This window comes from Arthrobacter sp. NPDC080073 (assembly GCF_040686575.1).
GTDB lineage: Bacteria > Actinomycetota > Actinomycetes > Actinomycetales > Micrococcaceae > Arthrobacter.
In genome coordinates this window covers 1-18,287 of record NZ_JBFBKR010000015.1, presented here as the reverse complement: position 1 = coordinate 18,287, position 18,287 = coordinate 1, and the positions used below count along the sequence as shown (strand labels likewise).

Annotated in this window: 15 protein-coding genes and 1 pseudogene; 8 read left to right on the top strand and 8 right to left on the bottom strand. The window is 64.3% G+C overall.

Translation table 11 applies throughout. The features are described from left to right. Nucleotides 1–99 precede the first annotated feature (99 nt). Complete coding sequence (locus tag AB0O52_RS16385) at nucleotides 100–855, top strand: IclR family transcriptional regulator (protein WP_184741615.1); 756 nt, start codon at nucleotides 100–102, stop codon at nucleotides 853–855. Nucleotides 856–943: 88 nt separating this feature from the next. On the opposite strand, the gene AB0O52_RS16380 is transcribed toward AB0O52_RS16385, so the two are convergent. The 4 genes from AB0O52_RS16380 to pucL all read right to left on the bottom strand — a co-directional run bounded on the left by AB0O52_RS16380 (nucleotide 944) and on the right by pucL (nucleotide 6,237). Next, nucleotides 944–2,536 (bottom strand): NCS1 family nucleobase:cation symporter-1, encoded by a 1,593-nt coding sequence (locus AB0O52_RS16380; protein ID WP_364539486.1) that lies wholly within the window; start codon nucleotides 2,534–2,536, stop codon nucleotides 944–946. Nucleotides 2,537–2,727: 191 nt separating this feature from the next. Beyond that, entirely contained in the window at nucleotides 2,728–3,552 is an 825-nt protein-coding gene (locus AB0O52_RS16375; protein ID WP_364539483.1) for a MurR/RpiR family transcriptional regulator, read from the bottom strand. A 113-nt stretch (nucleotides 3,553–3,665) separates the two neighbouring features. Further along, nucleotides 3,666–5,156 carry a nucleobase:cation symporter-2 family protein gene (locus AB0O52_RS16370; RefSeq protein ID WP_364539480.1) on the bottom strand — a complete coding sequence of 497 codons (1,491 nt, stop codon included), beginning with the start codon at nucleotides 5,154–5,156 and terminating at the stop codon, nucleotides 3,666–3,668. A gap of 166 nt (nucleotides 5,157–5,322) precedes the next feature. Further along, a complete protein-coding gene (gene pucL, locus AB0O52_RS16365) occupies nucleotides 5,323–6,237 on the bottom strand; it encodes a factor-independent urate hydroxylase (RefSeq protein ID WP_364539477.1) in 915 nt (304 codons plus the stop codon). A 402-nt stretch (nucleotides 6,238–6,639) separates the two neighbouring features. On the opposite strand from pucL, the gene AB0O52_RS16360 reads away from it, so the two are divergent. Continuing rightward, nucleotides 6,640–6,816: a hypothetical protein gene (locus tag AB0O52_RS16360; protein ID WP_269995742.1), complete on the top strand. Its 177-nt coding sequence runs from the start codon at nucleotides 6,640–6,642 to the stop codon at nucleotides 6,814–6,816. Between the two features lie 92 nt (nucleotides 6,817–6,908). Here the strand turns inward: AB0O52_RS16360 and AB0O52_RS16355 are convergent, their stop codons facing one another. Beyond that, complete coding sequence (locus AB0O52_RS16355; protein WP_364539474.1) at nucleotides 6,909–7,634, bottom strand: DUF2510 domain-containing protein; 726 nt, start codon at nucleotides 7,632–7,634, stop codon at nucleotides 6,909–6,911. Nucleotides 7,635–7,674: 40 nt separating this feature from the next. Next, a complete protein-coding gene (locus tag AB0O52_RS16350; RefSeq protein ID WP_364539472.1) occupies nucleotides 7,675–9,072 on the bottom strand; it encodes an 8-oxoguanine deaminase in 1,398 nt (465 codons plus the stop codon). Between the two features lie 398 nt (nucleotides 9,073–9,470). On the opposite strand from AB0O52_RS16350, the gene AB0O52_RS16345 reads away from it, so the two are divergent. The 5 genes from AB0O52_RS16345 (at nucleotide 9,471) to AB0O52_RS16325 (ending at nucleotide 16,874) form a co-directional block, all read left to right on the top strand. Further along, entirely contained in the window at nucleotides 9,471–9,965 is a 495-nt protein-coding gene (locus AB0O52_RS16345; protein WP_364539469.1) for a nucleoside deaminase, read from the top strand. Between the two features lie 15 nt (nucleotides 9,966–9,980). Next, nucleotides 9,981–11,552, top strand: a complete 1,572-nt coding sequence (locus AB0O52_RS16340) for an NCS2 family permease (RefSeq protein WP_364539466.1) — start codon at nucleotides 9,981–9,983, stop codon at nucleotides 11,550–11,552. Between the two features lie 314 nt (nucleotides 11,553–11,866). Next, nucleotides 11,867–13,102, top strand: coding sequence for an XdhC family protein (locus AB0O52_RS16335; protein ID WP_364539463.1), 1,236 nt, complete (start codon nucleotides 11,867–11,869; stop codon nucleotides 13,100–13,102). Beyond that, on the top strand, nucleotides 13,093–14,052 hold the full coding sequence (locus AB0O52_RS16330; protein ID WP_364539460.1) for an FAD binding domain-containing protein: 960 nt from the start codon (nucleotides 13,093–13,095) through the stop codon (nucleotides 14,050–14,052). The genes AB0O52_RS16335 and AB0O52_RS16330 overlap by 10 nt, the downstream gene beginning before the upstream one ends. A gap of 2 nt (nucleotides 14,053–14,054) precedes the next feature. Beyond that, nucleotides 14,055–16,874 carry a molybdopterin cofactor-binding domain-containing protein gene (locus AB0O52_RS16325; RefSeq protein WP_364539458.1) on the top strand — a complete coding sequence of 940 codons (2,820 nt, stop codon included), beginning with the start codon at nucleotides 14,055–14,057 and terminating at the stop codon, nucleotides 16,872–16,874. A gap of 49 nt (nucleotides 16,875–16,923) precedes the next feature. Here AB0O52_RS16325 and nboR read toward each other — a convergent pair whose 3' ends face one another. Continuing rightward, nucleotides 16,924–17,553, bottom strand: a complete 630-nt coding sequence (gene nboR, locus AB0O52_RS16320; protein WP_364539455.1) for a nicotine blue oxidoreductase — start codon at nucleotides 17,551–17,553, stop codon at nucleotides 16,924–16,926. 202 nt (nucleotides 17,554–17,755) lie between these two features. Here nboR and AB0O52_RS16315 point away from each other — a divergent pair, with 202 nt between their 5' ends. After that, a complete protein-coding gene (locus AB0O52_RS16315; protein WP_364539453.1) occupies nucleotides 17,756–17,947 on the top strand; it encodes a YegP family protein in 192 nt (63 codons plus the stop codon). 55 nt (nucleotides 17,948–18,002) lie between these two features. Here the strand turns inward: AB0O52_RS16315 and AB0O52_RS16310 are convergent. Then, nucleotides 18,003–18,287: pseudogene (locus AB0O52_RS16310) on the bottom strand (pyruvate dehydrogenase (acetyl-transferring), homodimeric type); the annotation flags it as partial.

Below are 18,287 nucleotides of genomic sequence, written 5' to 3'. Positions count from 1 at the left end.
AGCATTCCGGCGTCGCGTGCTGTATCTTGAGTGTTCTAAGCAATTCTTTTCACGATGCGGATAAGAGTTGTCGGATTCCGAGCCATAGGAGACAACGGAATGGCTGAAAAGCCCTCGGGAGGCGTGCAGTCCGTCGAGCGCGTCTTCGAACTGCTGGAACTCATCACCGACGCCGGCGGAGACGTCACGTTGAGCGAACTGTCGTCCTCGACAGACCTGCCGCTCCCCACCATCCACCGCCTGCTGCGCACCTTGGTGTCCCTCGGCTACATCCGGCAACTGCCCAATCGTCGCTACGCGCTGGGCCCCCGGCTCATCCGGCTTGGCGAAGGCGCCAACAAGCAACTCGGTGCCCTGGCCCGTCCCCAGCTGAAGTCCCTCGTGGACCGGCTTGGCGAAACGTCCAACATGGCTGTCCTGGATTCGGACATGGTCATCTACGTTGCCCAGGTTCCATCGCTGCACTCCATGCGCATGTTCACCGAGGTGGGCCGGCGGGCCCATACCCACGACACCGGCGTCGGGAAGGCCATCTTGGCCCAGTTGGATGACGAGGTGGTCCGCGGGATCGTGGCCCGCACGGGCATGCCGACTCCCACGGCAAAGAGCATCGGGGACATCGAATCCCTCCTCGCCGATTTGAACCGGATCCGGGAACGCGGCTACTCCATCGACGAGGAAGAGCAGGAGATCGGCGTCCGTTGCTTCGCGATGGCCGTACCCAACGCTCCGACGCCGACCGCTATTTCCGTTTCCGGGCCGGTGTCCCGCGTGGACCAGCACTTCGCCGACCGCGCCGTTCCCTTGCTGCGCGAGGCTGCCCTCGCGATCTCGGCCGAGCTGAACCAGAACTAGCGCCCCTTTCTCGCGCGAACTGGCAGCTGTTGCCCCTTTTCCTGCGGATTGGGGGCAACAACTGCCAGCTCGGCGGGAGGGTAGTCCCTTAGAAGAGGGCGCCGTCGTTCGCTTCGACGCCGTTCGGCTCCAGGTTGATCATGGGGGAGCGCTTTTCGAAGTACCAGAAGGTCAGCAGGCCCAGGGCGCAACCGAGGAACCAGCTGTAGTTGCCGATCCAGGTTGCGTTGACTGTGGTGGCTCCTGAGTCCAGGAGCGCCTTGGGGATCAGTACCGAAGCGATGGAGACGACACCGCTGATGGCCACTGCTTTCACCGCGTTGGGGTTGTAGCCGTTGCGGAACCAGTACTTGCCGTTGGGCTTCATCGTGTACATGTCCTCAACCCATACCTTCTGCTTGCCCACCAGGTAGTAGCCGGCGATCAGGATGCCGAAGAGCGGGCCGATCAGTGCACCCAGTACGCCAAGCGTGTAGTGGATGGCGTCGTCGTTCGAGTACCAGTTCCAGGGGGTCAGGATGACGGATCCGCCCGCGGCGATCATGCCGCCCATGCGCCAGCTGATCTTCTGGGGGCTCACGTTGGAGAAGTCGAACGCCGGCGAGATGAAGTTGGCCACGATGTTGATGCCCACGGTTGCGATGACAAAGGTCAGTCCGCCCAGCAGCACGGCGAACACCGAATCTATTTCCTGGACGGTCTTGACCGGGTCCGTGATGAGGTGCCCGAACACCGGGATGGTAGCCGACGCCGTGATAACGGTCAGTAGCGAGAAGAACAGGAAGTTGACCGGCAGGCCCAGGAGATTGCCCTTCTTGACGGCCTTGAAGCTCTTGCCGTAGCGCGCGAAGTCGCCGAAGTTGAGCATGGGACCCGAGAAGTAGGACACCACCAACGCGATTGCGGAGATCATGACCGGGATGGACGCAGCGAAGTCGAGCGGCTGGCCGGCGGACAGGTTCAGGCTGATGTTGCTGATGCCGGCCTTGGAAACCAAGTAGATGGCCAGGACCAACATGACCACGTACACGGCTGGACCGGCGAAGTCGATGAATTTGCGGATGCTTTCCATTCCGTTCCAGAACAATGCGGCCTGGGCCACCCAGAGGATTCCGTAGCAAATCCAACCCAGGGCAGAGAGGCCGAGGAAGCCGTACTGATGCACGTCGTACAACGGTTTCATGGCGGGGAAGAACTTCAGGAACACGATCACCAAGGCTTCGGAGGCCAGGAAGGTTTGAACTCCGTACCAGGCGACGGCGATCAGGCCGCGGATGATAGCTGGAATGTTGGCGCCCTTGACGCCGAAGACCGCGCGGTTGATCACGGGGTACGGTACGCCGGTCTTTTGGCTGGGCTTCGCCACGAGGTTGCAGAAAACCTGGACGATAACGATGCCCACCAGCAGGGCGACCAACACTTGCCAGCTGGCCAGGCCGAGGGCGAAGAGGCTGCCCGCCGTCACATAGCCGCCGATGCTGTGGACGTCTGACATCCAGAAGGCGAACAGGTTGTAGCTGCTCCAGCGCTGGTTCTTCAGGGGCGCCAGGTCTTCATTGCTGAGCCGCGGATCGCGGTGTACTGCGGCTTCGTCAATCGGGCTGCCCAGCAGGGTGCCGGTTTGCTCGGTGCCGGTTTGCTCGGTGCCGGTTTTCTCTGTGGCGAGTTGTGCTTCGGCCATCGGTTCCTCGAATCAGGGTTATCCACGACAGGGGCAGTCGTTTCACTGATTCAATTGAATGGAACAGATGTTTCAATGCCGTTTCCGGGCCGCTAACTCTTCTTTACGCTTGCTGCCTCCACGAGCGAATTGGCAGCTTATGCCCCTTGGTGCGCGTTTTGGGGGCAACACTTGCCAGTTCGCGCGTGGATTTACCGCCGCTCGATCTCTCCCAGGGAGTCGTAGACGCCGGTTATTTCCCTGACACGGTCCCTTCCCGGGCGCCCCCGGGCGGTCAGCACGCCGTTCGCGAGGACGCTCATGAGGCTCATGGCTGAGGCATAGCTGTCAAAGGCGGCGCTGCCCTCCACAGGGCACTCGATCCAAACGGAGGCCTCCGCCGCAAGCCAACGGGCGCTGGGGTCGCCGATCAGGATGGTGCTCGCGCCGGTGGCGGTGGCGGCCTTCAGGACCTGGTGGAAGCCGTCCGGCCGGCGCCGGAAGCCGATCAGGACCACGACGTCGTTCGCGTCCAGCCCTGCCAGTTCCTCGCCCACGCTTTGGCCCGGCTGTGGGGCGAGGCTTACCGAGGGACGGCACTGCAGGAGCTGCTGCCGTAGGTGGAGGGCGACAGGGAAACTGTTGCGGAAGCCGATCAGCAAGACCTTGCTGGCCTCGGCCAATTGCTGCGTCACCTTGTGGAGGCGATCGTCGTCGAGCGTTTCGAAAAGCCGGTTCAGGCTCTGCTGTTCCGTTGCCGAATGCAGGGGGATTCCGCCGTCGGCCTCCTGTTTGGCGAGCGGCACTCCGCTGGATCTCATGTTCCGGGTGTGTTCCTTCACCTCGTTGAAATCGGCGAATCCGAGGCGGCGAAAGAGCCTGCTCATGGTGGCTTTGGAGACCCCGCTGAGCTGGGCGAGCTCGGCCGCGTTGTAGACAGCCAAGTCGCCGAGGCGGTCCAGCAGGGTGTCTGCGGCCTTTTGCTCCTGCGGCCCAAGTTCCGAATAGTGTTGTTCGATTCGCTCATCGATCCTCATGAAACAACCGTCTCACGCCGAGGTGGCAAAAACGTATGCAGCGCGAACTGGCAGGTGCTGCCCCGTTCCTTCGTGGGAAGGGCAACACCTGCCAGTTCGGCGGAGCAAAGGGGTCAGTGCTCGGCCGAAGTGTCCGACTTCAGCGGCACTTCCTTCCCCTCGGCGTCGATCAGTTTGCCGTTCTCGAAACGGTCGCCGTGCGCGAGGCATTTGACGTCCGCCTCGGTCACCACGCGGCCCGTACCTGCCACGAACACCGACTGGTTGTCCGAGTTGCCGGCCTTGAAGTGGTTGAACAGGACATTCAGGACGATCGCCATGAGGGCGGCCGAGCTGATGCCCGAGTGGAAGATCGTGGAGAACCAGGACGGGAACTGGTCGTAGAACTTCGGGGCGGCGATCGGGATCATGCCGAAGCCGATGGACGCAGCCACGATGATCAGGTTCATGTTGTTGCGGTACTCCACTTTGGAGAGAGTCCGGATACCGCTCGCGGCTACCGTTCCAAAGAGTACGACGCCGGCACCGCCCAGGACGGGCGTCGGAACCGCTGCGACAACCCGGCCGAGGATCGGCAGCACGCCGAGGACCACCAGGATGAGGCCGCCGGCGCTGACCACGAAACGGCTCTTGATGCCCGTAATGGCAACGAGGCCGACGTTCTGGGCGAAGGCGCTTTGGGTGAAGGAGTTGAAGAGGGGCGAAACGGCGCTTGAGAGCATATCGGCACGCAGACCGTTGCCGATGCGCTTGGAATCGACCTTGGTGCCTACGATTTCCCCGACGGCGATGATGTCCGCCGAGGTCTCGGTCAGGGTGACCAGAATGACGATCAGCATCGAAACGATGGACGCGATCTCGAAGGTAGGAGCACCGAAAGCGAACGGCGTGGGGAAGGCCACCACCGGACCTTGGCCGACCTTGGAGAAATCGGCCATTCCCGTGGCGAGGGCGATGACGGTTCCGATCACCATGGCAAGGAGGATGGAAAGACGCGAGATGGCCGCGTTTCCAACCTTGCTGAGGAGCAGGACGATGCCCATCGTGGCCGCAGCGAGTCCGATGTTCGCCACGCTGCCGTACGTGGGGGCGGCGGCGTTGCCGCCCATCGCCCAGTTCGCCGCGACCGGCATGAGGGTCAGCCCGATGGTGGTGATGACGGTACCCGTGACGACGGGCGGGAAGAATTTGATGATCTTGGAGAAAAGCGGTGTGATCACCAGGCCGATGAGGGACGCCACGATGACCGAGCCGAACACCGCTTGGATCCCGCCGCCGCCGTGGACGATCGCCACCATGGTGGAAACGCCGGCGAAGGACACGCCCTGGACCAGCGGCAGCTGCGATCCGAAGAACGGGATGCCGACAGTCTGCAGAATGGTGGCGAGGCCGCCGACAAACAGGCAGGCAGCGATCAGGAGGCCGATGTCCTGCGAGGACATGCCTGCGGCGGCTCCGATGATGAGCGGCGGGGCGATGATGCCGCCGTACATGGTCAAGACGTGCTGGAAGCCGTAGGCGAACGTGCTCCCGATCGAGAGGCGCTTGTCCTCGGGGCGGGCTGGCCCGGAAGCTGCGGGGCGGGTTTTATTCTTCGTGTTCATGGCAGACTTTCTTGGTTCATGGCAGACGTCTTTGTCTGGCTAACTTTGTCTGGCTAACAATGTGGGTTTTTGGGTGCGGGTGAGAGCCCAACTGACTCGCATTTGATGTCGTTTTGGGGCTCCAAAACGACACTTGCTGCGAGTCAGTTGGGCGGATACCCACGGGTCAGCAGAAGCCGGCGATGCCGTTCCACGCAGCCGGGGCAGGTGTGGTGTTGTCGCGCTGGACCGTGGCTTCGATCAAGCCGTACGGGCGGTCGGCGGCGTAGAAGACCTCGTTGGGGTTGTCGAGGCCGAACGGGCTGAGGTCCACCAGGAAGTGGTGCTTATTGGGCATCGAGAACTTGATCTCGTCCACTTCGCTGTGGGCCTCCAGGACCTTCTTGCCCATGTCGAACAGGGTCTGCTGCAGGGCATGGGAGTAGTTCTCCGTGAAGCCTTCCAAAAGCAGGGCCTTGATGTCCTCGTAGCTCTTGTTGAAGTCGGTGCCGGCAGCGTCGAGACCGGTGTTGTAGCGCCAGCGGGCCGAGACATCGGTAGCGAGGATGCGGTCCGTGGTCTCGGGCAGCGTGGTGTACCGGTCGCGGGGGTAGCCCACGAAGCCGGACTGCGTGGTCTTGAGGACGGTCAGGTCCTTGAGGCCGGAGATGACGTGCGTTGTGTTGCCTTCACGGACCACGACGGCGGTGCGGACTTCCTGCCCCTTGCGGACAAAGCTGTGGTCGTGTCCGGAGCCGTGTGCCTGGATGCGGTCCCAAGTGTAGGCCTCGGCTTCCCAGCGACCGCCCGTGACCCACTCGAAGCCCGAGGTGAAGTGTTCGCTCAGGCGCAGGAGGAAGGCTTCGGGAGAGCCGATGCCGTCGCGGGCAAAGGCGTAGATGGTGTTCTTCTGGGTGTCCGTGGCGACGACGTGCGCGTTGTCGCCCTGGAGGTGCGCAGCCTGGAAGTCGCCACGCAATTGCGAGGTGACATTCAGGTCTTCGATCTGGTGGCGGTCGGTATCGCGGGTGACTTTGACGACGCGGACTTCTGCCTTGCCGTACTGGTTGTCGCCGAGGACGATGTTGTTGCTCATGGTCATATCCCAACTTCTACGAGGTGGAACCACTAAGGTCCACCAATGAAATTAAGCGCGTGTTTCATACGCGTTTCTGGTGGAGCCGACCCAACAAAAAAGAGCCGGCATCCATTGATGCCAGCTCATTACGACCCTGCCTGCTGCTCCCAGGTTACGTGACCTGCGCCACGAATTGAAGAAAGCGTAGCCCACGTTTGCCAGTGGTGTACATCACTTCGGGAGAATTGTTACCTACTTTCTGATTGTGACCGAAGGCGGCTGGGGGCCGCGGTGGGGTCCGGCGGGCACCCCTTGACGAGGCTCGAGGATCCCCTCTATCATTTCCATATAATAAAAAATGTTTTCCAGTATGTGGAAAGTGTGACATCGCCACGGAGAACTTGAGCGCATGAAATAGGAGGACAGATGGACTCGCAGGATAAGAACAACGTCGTGGAATTCCCGGCGCCCGGCCAGGAACTGTACCTGCCTTTCGGCGCTACGGATCCTGACTTCTACATTCCGGCCGACTGTGACCGCATGCCCGGGACTTTCTCCCGTTGGCTGCGCGCCCTTCCGGTATTCGGCCGGCAGCGTTCCTAGGCGAATACGTGGGTGTGGCCCGGGTGCTGTGTTCCAGAACGCAGCACCCGGGCCACACCCACGATCTCAGTCAACGCGGAGCGAGGAGAACCCTACGCCGGCAGGGCCTTGGCGATAGTCGAAACGATCATGCTCACTTTGACGGCCACGAGGATGAAACTCACAGCAAACAGGCCAATCAGTGCCCAAACCGGTGCGAGTCCGCGCTGTGGGGCGACCTTGTGGACGATCACGGAGCGGCCCACCACGTAGACTCCTGCGCCCAGGAAGGCCCATGCCCAGTGGAAGGGGCGGACCACCCCGTCCCTTTGCAGCTTTTGCCAGTCGAGGTAGGACAAGAGAACGCTGACGCCGTAGATGAGCCAACCAGTGGCGACGAGCAGGAAGTATGGAACGCTGAAAGAGCTGGGATCAAGGGCCGGCACACGCCTGGCGCCCGCATACCGCACGTGGAAGACCGGATTCCAGAGCAGCAGGATAATCAGTGTGATGACCGGCAGCAGCGTGACGAGCCAGATGAACGGATTGTAGACCGGCGTCTGCCTGCTGATTTCCGGGCGCGGTGCGGGCTGGACAGGTCCGGCGTATTGCCCAGGCGCCCCGTATTGCCCAGGTCCCACGTATTGCCCCGGCCGCGCGGCCGCGGGCCACGCAGTGCCGGGCCACCCTGGGCCGCCCTGCCCAGCACCGGCCTGACCAGGTGGGTTCCAGGCGTTTTCAGTCCAGGCGTTGCCGTCCCACCAGCGTAGTTGCCCGGAGCCCGAGGGATCCGGGTACCAACCTGGAGGAGTCGGCGTATTGTGCTGGGGGACGGTCATGATTTGCCTCCTGATCTGCGACCTAATCGAGAGGCTACCCCTAACCGCTGATGATTTTCTGTGCGGCGGCTGAGTGTTTGACAATAAGTTCCGGGATGTCCAGATCGGGAATCTGGCCGTCCACAACGCGCCAATTGCCACCTACCATGACGCGGTCGGCGCGGTCCGCCGCGCAGAGCAACAATGCCGCGACGGGGTCGTGGCTGCCGGAGAAGCGCAGCCCCTCGGGCTTGAACAGGGCAAGGTCTGCCTGCATGCCGGGAGCAATCTGGCCGATGTCGGTGCGGCCCAACACCGCAGCGGATCCCCGCGTCGCCCAGCCGAGGGCGCGTTCCACGGGGACGTCCGCTCCGTAGCGCAGCCGCTGCAGATACAGCGCCTGCCGCGCTTCGAGGATCATGTTGGAGGCATCGTTCGACGCCGAACCGTCCACTCCCAGCCCTACCGGAACCCCGGCCGCCTCGAGCTCCAGCACCCGTGCGGTGCCGGACGCGAGTCGCATGTTCGACGTCGGGCAGTGTGCGACGGCGGTGCCCGCGGCACCCAGCCGGGCGATCTCCTCATCGTCGAAATGGATGCCGTGGCCAAGCCAGGTGCGCTTTCCGAGCCAGCCGACGCTGTCCAGATAGTCCACGGTGCGCAACCCGAACATCTCGCGGCAGAAATCTTCCTCGTCGATGGTTTCCGCGAGGTGGGTGTGCAGGCGGACATCCAACCGTTCGGCCATGGCGGCGCTCTCGGCCATGATCTCCCTGGTCACCGAGAACGGCGAGCAGGGGGCCAAGGCGATCTGGATGACTGCGCCGTCTCCCCGTTCGTGGTACTTCCCGATCAGCCGTTCGCTGTCCGCGAGGATCACCTCCGGGCGCTGCACAGTGGAGCGCGGCGGCAGGCCGCCGTCGTCCTCGCCCAGCGTCATGGACCCGCGGGTGAGCGTGGCGCGCATGCCGAGTTCACGCACGATGCCGACCTCGACGTCGATCGCGTCCTCAAGTCCCGCGGGGAAGAGGTAGTGGTGGTCGGCCGCCGTGGTGCAACCGGAAAGCAGGAGTTCCGCAAGGGCTACTTTCACGGCAAGTCGGAGGCTGTCCGGCGTCAGCCGCGCCCACACGGGATACAGGTTCTGCAACCACGGGAACAGCGGAGCATTCGCCACCGGGCCCCAGGCACGGGTGAGCGTTTGGTAGAAGTGGTGGTGCGTGTTGATGAGGCCTGGCAGCAGGACATGGCTGCCGGCGTCGAAAGTTTCACGGCACGGGGCGGAAGGGAGTTTTCCGGCGGGGACGAGCTCCGCGATTTTCCCATTGCTCACCACGATGCCGCCCCGGGCGTCGAGCCCGTTGGCGGTGAACACATCGAGGGGATTCTTGATCCAGAGCCGGGAAGAGGCTGGATCCGTTGCCGGGGCTGCCGGCTGGAAATCGGATTTCGGGGACACAGGAATCCTTGTCTGGTCGGCGTAGTTGCGTTCCAGCTCAGTGGTTCCTGTCTGCTGATCCAGGTTCCGGCAGGTCGTCCCCGCCGATGGCACTCAGCGTAGGTGGCTCGCCGAAATGCGTCAATGTGACCGACGCCCGGACCCGGTTCCCGCCCGGCCTCTAGCCCGTTGCCGGGACGAATTTCACATGTCGAAACTTTTTTTCCGGAAACTATGGCGCGGCTCACATCTCTGGTGCTAATCTCAATTTGCCAAAGGCGGGCACCCGGACTCCGGGAAGCTATCTACCAGGCGAAACCTTCAAAAGCACATGCTGAAGCCTGGTAATCGCAGCACTGGTCTGTCATGTTCAGATGCCTCCCTGGTTACAGGCTTCCTCAGCACTAAGGAAGTCGCACATGAGTACCACCGTCACGGCCGAACATTTCTTGGCCACATCCATTGAGCTGGCAACAGCCAATGTCCTCAACAACGGCGGGCCGTTCGGCGCCGTCATTGTCACCGCGGATGGCCGCGCCTTCGAAGGCGTCAACCGGGTCACCGCAAGCAACGACCCCACGGCGCACGCCGAGGTCACCGCGATCCGCAACGCCTGCCGCGAGCTCGGCACCTTCGATCTCAGCGGAGCCACCCTCTACACGAGCTGCGAGCCATGCCCCATGTGCCTCGCCTCGGCGCTCTGGGCCCGCATCGGCAACGTGGTCTTCGCAGCCGACCGGCACGACGCCGCTTCCGTCGGCTTCGACGACGCCGTCTTCTACGAATACTTCGAAAACGAGGACCGGAACACGCTGATGCCGGTCAGCAAGCTGGAACTGGGCGACCCCCAGGCACCGGCCATCCTGGAACCGTTCAACACCTGGAACACGCTTGACTCCAGGATTGACTACTAGGGCCGGTGGCTGAAAATGACAATCCTGGACCCCGCAGAAATGCGAACGGCAACTGAAAAGCAGGCTGCGCTTTCCGGCGCAGGGCAGACAGAGGCACGCGAAAAGCACACGGCAACCGGACTGGCACAGCGGGGCAGCAGCCCCAGGCCCCCGGCGTCGAACTCCTTCCTGGATCGTTTCTTCCAGATCACCAAGCGTGGCTCCACGCTGGCCCGCGAATTCCGCGGCGGCATCGTCACGTTCTTCACGATGGCCTACATCGTTATCCTTAACCCCCTGATCCTGGGCGGATTCTCAGCCCAGAACGCACCCACGGATGTGGCTGGCGGATGGTTGTCCGCAGCGCAAGTGGGGGCAGTCACCGGCCTGACCGCCGGCGTCATGACGGTCCTCTTCGGTCTCATAGCGAACCTGCCGTTCGGGCTCGCCGCAGGCTTGGGAATCAACTCGTTCCTCGCAGTCGCCGTCATCCATGAAGTCACCTGGCCCGAAGCCATGGGCCTGGTGGTCATCAACGGCATCCTGATTGTCCTGTTCGGCGTCACGGGCGCCCGGACCGCGATCTTCAAGGCCGTCCCCAAGGAACTCAAGGCCGCCATCACCGTTGGCATCGGCCTGTTCATCGCCTTCATCGGCTTCGTCGATTCCGGCTTCGTCCGCGCCACGAAAGGCGGACCGCCGGTACAGCTCGGCAACGATGGTTCCATCACCTCCATACCTACCCTCGTTTTCATTGTCGGTCTGCTGGTCATGGGAATCCTCGTGGCCCGCAAGATCCAGGGCGGCCTCCTGATCGGAATCGTCGCCACCACGGTCCTCGCCGCCGTCGTCGAGGCCGTCATGCACATCGGGCCTGGCAGCGCCGCCAATCCCGGTGGCTGGCACCTCAACACCCCGGTACTGTCCGGCCAGCTGGTTTCTGCCCCGGACTTCAGCCTGGTGGGCCACTTCGACCTCTTCGGTTCGTTCTCGCGGATCGGCGGCTTGGCGGCCACGATGCTGGTGTTCACCCTGGTGTTCACCAACTTCTTCGACGCCATGGGCACCATGACCGGCCTCGCCAAGAGCGCCGGCGTGGCCTACAAGGACGGGACGTTCCCCAAGCTCAAGTCGGCCTTCATCGTCGAAGGCCTGGGCGCGGTAGCCGGCGGCGCGACGTCGGGCTCGTCCAACACCGTGTACATCGACTCCGCTGCCGGGATTGGCGAAGGCGCCCGCACCGGCCTGGCGTCGGTGGTCACCGGTCTGCTGTTCCTGGGTTCGATGTTCCTGACCCCGCTCACCAGCGTGGTTCCGCTCGAGGTCGCAGCTGCGGCCCTGGTGGTGGTCGGCGCCATGATGATGGCACAGATCCGCGAGATCAAGTTCTCCAAGTTCTCCGTGGCGCTGCCTGCGTTCCTCACCATCGTCACCATGCCGCTGACATACTCCATCGCCAACGGCATCGGGGTCGGATTCATCTCCTGGGCCGTGATCCACGCGGCATCGGGGAAGGGCAGGAAAGTCCATCCGCTCATGTGGGTGGTGACCCTGGGCTTCTTGATCTACTTCGCCCGCGGGCCGATCAGTGCCCTCTTGGGATCGTGACCCAGGGTAGTCGGCCGGGAGCGTAGCCGGCCATTGAGACGGCGGTCCGGCCGCAAGTCACCGCAATGAATAGGCGTCCGCCGATCGTCAACCGCATCAAGCGAACGACGACGGCGGGCGGCGGTGGGGTGCGGCCGCTCCGCTAAGGACCGGGGTGGGAAATGAGAGGCCCGCCCCGGTCCTCTTTCACGCAACGGGGTACGTGTTTACCCGTAGCTCTCCTGTACAGACGCAAGGAATGAGAATATGAGGCAAGATCGCACACTGCCCCGGGCGGGTCTCCGGTCCGGGACCTCGGTAAAGGAGGTGTTGCCATGCTGGATTTGATGCCTTCGCTGGGCACATGGCGGCCCGCGGTCTCCGGTCAGCGATGCGCCGTCGCCACCATCGTGGCCGCGGGAGGCTCCGTGCCCCGTCCCCTCGGCACGTCCATGCTGGTTTCCGAACACGGAGATGTCCTTGGCAGCCTCTCCGGAGGTTGCGTGGAAGGCGCAGTGGTGGAGGCTGCCCTTCAAGCAATGCACGACGGCGGCAGCCGCCTCGAGTCGTTCGGCTACAGCGCCGAGGACGCGTTCGCCGTCGGGCTCACCTGCGGCGGCGAGCTGGAGGTCCACATCCAACCGATCCAATCAACCAGCGCCGCCGGCCTGGACCTGGCCTTGTTGAATGCGGCTTCCGGTGGCTCTTCCCTGGCACTCGTCCGCAGGCTCGACGTGGCGGGAGGCGCCGTCGTCGTTCCTGATCCGGCGCGTTTCTCCGCCACAGGTTCACGGGGACTGTCCGCCCTTCTCGGCGGGAATGACGCCCTGGTCCGCGCAGCCGCGGCCCAGCTCGAACCTCTCCTGCATGGCGGCCGCACAGGACTGGTGAGGCTCGCTCCGGCCGAAGGCTGCGGGGGTTCCGCGCCCGAAGCCGAACCCATTACCCTCTTCGTGGAAAGCCGCTTGCCCGCGGCCCGGATGCTGATCTTCGGCGCCAACGACTTCGGCGCGGCCTTGCTCCCCGCCGGGAAGCTCCTGGGCTACGAGGTCACTTTGTGCGATGCGCGGCCCGCGTTTTCGGGCCAGGGCCGATTTCTCGCCGCCGACCACCTCGTCACCGACTGGCCGCACCGCTATCTTGCCGCGGAAGCAGCCGCAGCCCGGATCGATTCCCGCACTGTTGTGTGCGTGCTCACCCACGATCCCAAATTCGATATTCCGCTGTTGGAAACCGCCCTTGCCTTGGATCTCGCCTATGTGGGAGCCATGGGCTCCAGGCGCAGCCACCGGCAGCGCATCGACGGACTGCTGGAGCGCGGGGTTCCGGTCGAGGCCCTTGAACGCCTGCATTCGCCGATCGGACTGGACCTTGGTGCCGTCACCCCCGCGGAAGTCGCGGTGTCCATTACGGCCGAGATCCTCGCGTCCCGCGCTCCACGCCCGGCCTCTGCCTGTGCACCCTATCCAGCCTCCGGCTGGGGTTCGCTCAAGGACGGAACAGGGCCGATCCACCAGAGCGCTCCCGAATACAACAACCCCGAACAAAGCAAGGTGACCCCATGGACATGAACACCATCGAGTCCGTGGTCGCCACCACGGATCCAGCCCTGTGGCGCGAGGGCGACGCGTGGCTCGCCGGCGGTACGGTCTTGTTCTCCTATGGCAGTCCGGTCGGCAGCGAAGAGCCGCTGAAACGACTCCTGGATCTGGGCCACGCAGGCTGGCCTGCTGTAACCGTGAGCGACGCCGGCATTGAGCTGGCCGCCACCTGCACCGTCGCCGAGCTCTACGCACTTCCGGTGTCGGACGCCGTGGGCGGCCGGAACTGGCCGGGACTGGATCTTTTCCGCCCGTGCTGCGACTCTTTCGTGGCCTCCTTCAAGGTGTGGAACATGTCCACTGTTGGCGGCAATGTGTGCACCTCGCTCCCGGCCGGGCCGATGATTTCACTGTGCGCCGGATTGGACGCGAGGGCCACCATCCTTGGCCGGCACGGCAGCAGCCGGACGGTTCCAGTGGCCGAGTTCGTCACCGGGGACGGGAAAAACTGCCTGGCGCCGGGCGAGCTCCTGCGCAGCATCCAGCTGCCGGCGTCGGCCTTGGCGGCGAAGGTGGCCTTCCGCCGGCTCTCGCTGAGCAACCTCGGGCGGTCCGGGGTGCTGCTCATCGGAAGGCTCGACGCCGATGGCGGCCTGGTCCTCACCGTCACCGCCGCGACTAAACGGCCTGTGCAGCTGCGGTTCGCCGCCGCGGAGTCGCCGGACGCAGGCCAGCTGGCCGCCGCCGTCGTGCATTCGATCCCCACGGAGCTGTACCACGACGACATCCACGGGCTCCCGGAATGGCGCCGGGACATGACCTTCCGCCTTGCCGAGGAGATCCGCGCGGAGCTGTGCGGCCCGGGGGAGCCGGGCGGACCGCTCACGGTCTCGGGCGATTTCTGGCCACCGCACGCCACTTCGCCGCAACCGTCCACCCAAGCGGAATCATTCAACACCGAGCAGCAGAAGGAGGCCTGAGCATGGCAATCGAGATCAACGGAACAGCCACCGAGGCCGCACCCCGCCCGGGCCAGTGCCTTCGGACATTCCTGCGCGAACAGGGCAACTTCGGCGTCAAGAAAGGGTGCGACGGCGGCGACTGCGGCGCGTGCACCGTCCACGTGGACGGTGAACCTGTGCACAGCTGCATCTACCCGGCCGTCCGCGCCGAAGGGCACTCGGTCACCACCATCGAGGGGTTGTCGAACGGAGAAGAGCTGCACCCTGTGCAGCAGCAGTTCCTGGAACACCAGGGCTTCCAGTGCGGCTTCTGCACGGCCGGCATGATGATGACCGCCGCCACCTTCGACGAGGAACAGAAAGCCAACCTCCCGCGAAACCTCAAGGGAAACCTGTGCCGCTGCACGGGCTATCGCTCCATTGCGGACGCTGTGTGCGGTGCGGCCCGCATCGGGCAAAACACCTCCGACGGCGGTGCGGCAGCCCAAGCCCTCGCAGGCCGGCTCGGCGACAACGTTCCCGCGCCTGCGGGACACGCGGTCGTCACCGGTACCGCCCGCTACACGCTCGACGTCCCCCCGGAACAGCTCCCGGGACTGCTGCATCTGAAGTTGCTGCGCTCGCCGCACGCCCATGCCCGGATTGTTTCCATCGATAGGACGGCGGCACTCCAGGTACCCGGGGTCGTCGCGGTTTTCACTCATGAGGACGCGCCGCCCAGATTGTTCTCAACGGCCCAGCACGAGCTTTACACCGATGACCCCGACGACACCAGGGTCCTCGACGACGTCGTGCGCTTCATCGGCCAGCGGGTTGCCGCCGTCGTCGCCGAATCGGTGGGCGCAGCGGAAGCAGGCGCCCGGGCCATCAAGGTCGAGTACGAACTCCTCGACGCTGTCTTCTCGCCGCAGGAGGCGTTGCTGCCCGGGGCACCCGCGATCCACGGCGAGAAAGACGGGGAAACAGCCCGGATTTCACGCCCGCAGAACAACGTCGTGGCGGAGGTCCATTCCGAGCTGGGAAACGTTGAAGCCGGATTCGCAGCGGCCGACTTCATCCACGAGAACACGTACCAGACCCAGCGTGTACAGCACGTCGCCATGGAAACGCACTGTTCCATCGCGTGGGTGGAGCCTTCCGAGAGTCCAGGAGAGGACCGGCTCATGGTCCGTTCCTCCAGCCAGGTCCCGTTCCTGGTCCGGCGGACCCTCGCCCGCGTGTTCGATCTGCCTGAGGACCGCATCCGTGTGGTCGCCGGCCGCGTGGGCGGCGGGTTCGGCGGCAAGCAAGAGGTACTCACCGAGGACCTCGTGGCCATGGCGGCCCTCAAGCTCCGCCGGCCTGTGCAGGTGGAGTTCACCCGCACCGAACAATTCACCGCCACCACCACACGCCACCCCTTCACCATCAAGGTCAAGGCCGGGACGAGCCGGGACGGCCACCTGACCGCGATGCAGCTGGACGTGGTCACCAACACGGGGGCGTACGGAAACCACGCGCCCGGAGTGATGTTCCACGGTTGCGGGGAGTCGTTGGCCGTCTACAAATGCGCCAACAAGAAAGTCGATGCGCAGGCCGTCTACACCAACACGGTCCCGGCCGGAGCCTTCCGTGGCTACGGACTGAGCCAGATGATCTTCGCGATCGAATCCGCAGTGGACGAACTCGCCGTCGGTATCGGCATGGACCCTTTGGAGTTCCGGCTCAAGAACATGGTCCGGCCCGGTGACGACATGCTCTCCACCAACCCTGAGCCTGAAGAGGACGTGTTCTACGGGAGTTACGGACTGGACCAGTGTGTGGCGTTGGTCCGGGATGCCCTTGAGCGCGGCGGCCAACGCTACCGGGACGCCGGGCTGGACCATCTCGGTCCGGAGTGGGTCACCGGGGTCGGTTCGGCCCTGTCCATGATCGATACCGTTCCGCCTCGCGGGCACTTCGCCCATACGCGCCTCAGGCTCCTGCCGGACGGCACGTTCGACGCCGCCGTCGGGACCGCGGAATTCGGCAACGGCACCACCACGGTCCACGCCCAACTGGCGGCTACCGCACTGTCCACCACCGCGCCGAACGTGGCCGTGCGCCAGTCCGACACGGACCTCGTGGAGCACGATACCGGCGCGTTCGGCTCAGCAGGCACCGTAGTGGCCGGGCAGGCAACCTTGCTCGCGGCGCAGGAGCTCGCAGTACGGATCCGGGCCGTGGCTGCCGCGTTCCTCGGTGATTCGGAGGCGGACTGTGTTTTGGAGGACGGTGCCGCGCACTGCGGTGAGCGGGTCTTGGCGCTCGCGGAGGTGTACGACGCCGCGCAGCAGCAGGGTGTGGAGCTCGCCGCCGACGGGCGTTGGGGCGGAACCCCGCGTTCGGTCGCCTTCAACGTCCACGGATTCCGGGTGGCCGTGAACACCGGCACGGGGGAGCTGAGGATCCTGCAGAGCGTCCAGGCGGCCGATGCCGGCGTCGTGGTCAATCCACGGCAATGCCGCGGCCAGGTGGAAGGCGGAATTGCGCAGGCTCTTGGTGTCGCGCTTTATGAGGAAGTGCGCGTGAACGACGCCGGCCGGGTCACCACGGACATCCTGCGGCAGTACCACATCCCTTCCTTCGCGGACGTGCCACGCAGCGAGGTGTACTTCGCGAAAACGAACGACCAGATGGGGCCGCTCGGTGCGAAGTCCATGAGCGAGAGCCCGTTCAACCCCGTGGCGCCCGCGCTGGCCAACGCCATCCGGAACGCCACCGGGGTGCGGTTCGCTTCGCTCCCGATCGCCCGGGACAAGATCTACCTGGCGCTCAAGGATGCCGAAGCCTCCGCCCCCACCCAACTGGCTCGCATTTAATGCCGTTTTGAGGCCCCATAACGGCACCTACTGCGAGTCAGTTGGGCGGCTAGTCGCTGAGGAGGTGCAGCTTGTCCTTCGTGTCGACGTCGGCACCGTCGGCGAGGTCGCTGCAGTCGACGACGTCCACGAGCCCGGGGTGCGCCTTGAGGAAGCGGCGTGCTCCGGCGTCGCCGACGGCGGACTCGGCGACGTCGCCACGGAGGGTGGCGTCGATGATCAAGGGGTGGCCGCGCCGGAGATTTGTTGGGTTGCTGCCTTTGTAGACAGTGTCCGCGTATCCTGCCGCGGTCACTCGGCCCGGTTGGTGCGCGGCAAGCAGCCTGGCGACGACGGCGGGCGTCACCCCCGGCTGGTCCACGAGGGCCACGATGACGTTGTGGCCAGGGGTTGCCGCCGCAACACCCGTACGAAACGAGCTGGCCATGCCGGACGCCCACTCCGGGTTGTCCACTACGAGGTACCCGCCCAGGTCCGTCCCGCGGCGGACATCCTCGGCTCCGGCCCCGAGCACCACGACGACCTTGAGGCATCCGCCGTCGAGCAATGTCCTGGCCAGAACCTCCACCAAGGTCTGGCCGCGGAAGGGCAGCAGCGCCTTGGGACCAAGGCCCAGGCGCGTCCCCGCGCCGCCGGCCAACAGCACGCCAGTGGTGGGAGCAGCGCTGGAATCGTTCATGGGGTTCACCCTATCCGTGTGCCCTCGCGAGGTCTCCAGGTTCACCTTGCATTCCAAGATAGGTCTACCGAAAAAGGTTGAATATTACCCGTGGGTAGGCCTTCTGGCAGGCTTCCCTGGCCGATATTCTCTTAGGGACTTCACGAGAGTCAGTGGTCATCGAAGAGGATGCAATGACGCATCCGCGGTGGAAAGAGGTTTTATGTCTGGCATTTTCGAAATCTTGACAGCGGGGGAGCAATCGTTCCGTTTCCGGTTGAAGGCTGATGATGGAACGGTAGTGGCGGTATCGCCAAAGTTCCCGGATATTGCGGCCCTTGTGGCCGGTATCAACGCAGTCAGGGAAAATGCCGCCACAGGATTCGTGGTGGATCGCCGCTCGCTCGGAACGTAATAGCAAATCGGCGGTAGTGCTCAAGGAGCACTACCGCCGATCCTTTTTAAACTTCTTAGGAGTCGCCCCCCGAACCGCCGGTGGTGCCGGCAGTCACGTCGAGGAGCTTGTACCGGTCAATGGCGTACGACGGCGCACTCGGGTCAACTTCGCCCCTCGCCGCGAGGAGTTGCAGGGTTTTCACGACGATGGAGTGGGTGTCGTTTTTGAAGAAGCGGCGTGCGGCCTGGCGGGTGTCGGAGAAGCCGAAGCCGTCGGCGCCGAGGGAGGCGAATTCGTTGGGGATGAATTGGCGGATCTGGTCCGGGACGGCCTTCATGTAGTCGGTGACGGCGATGAC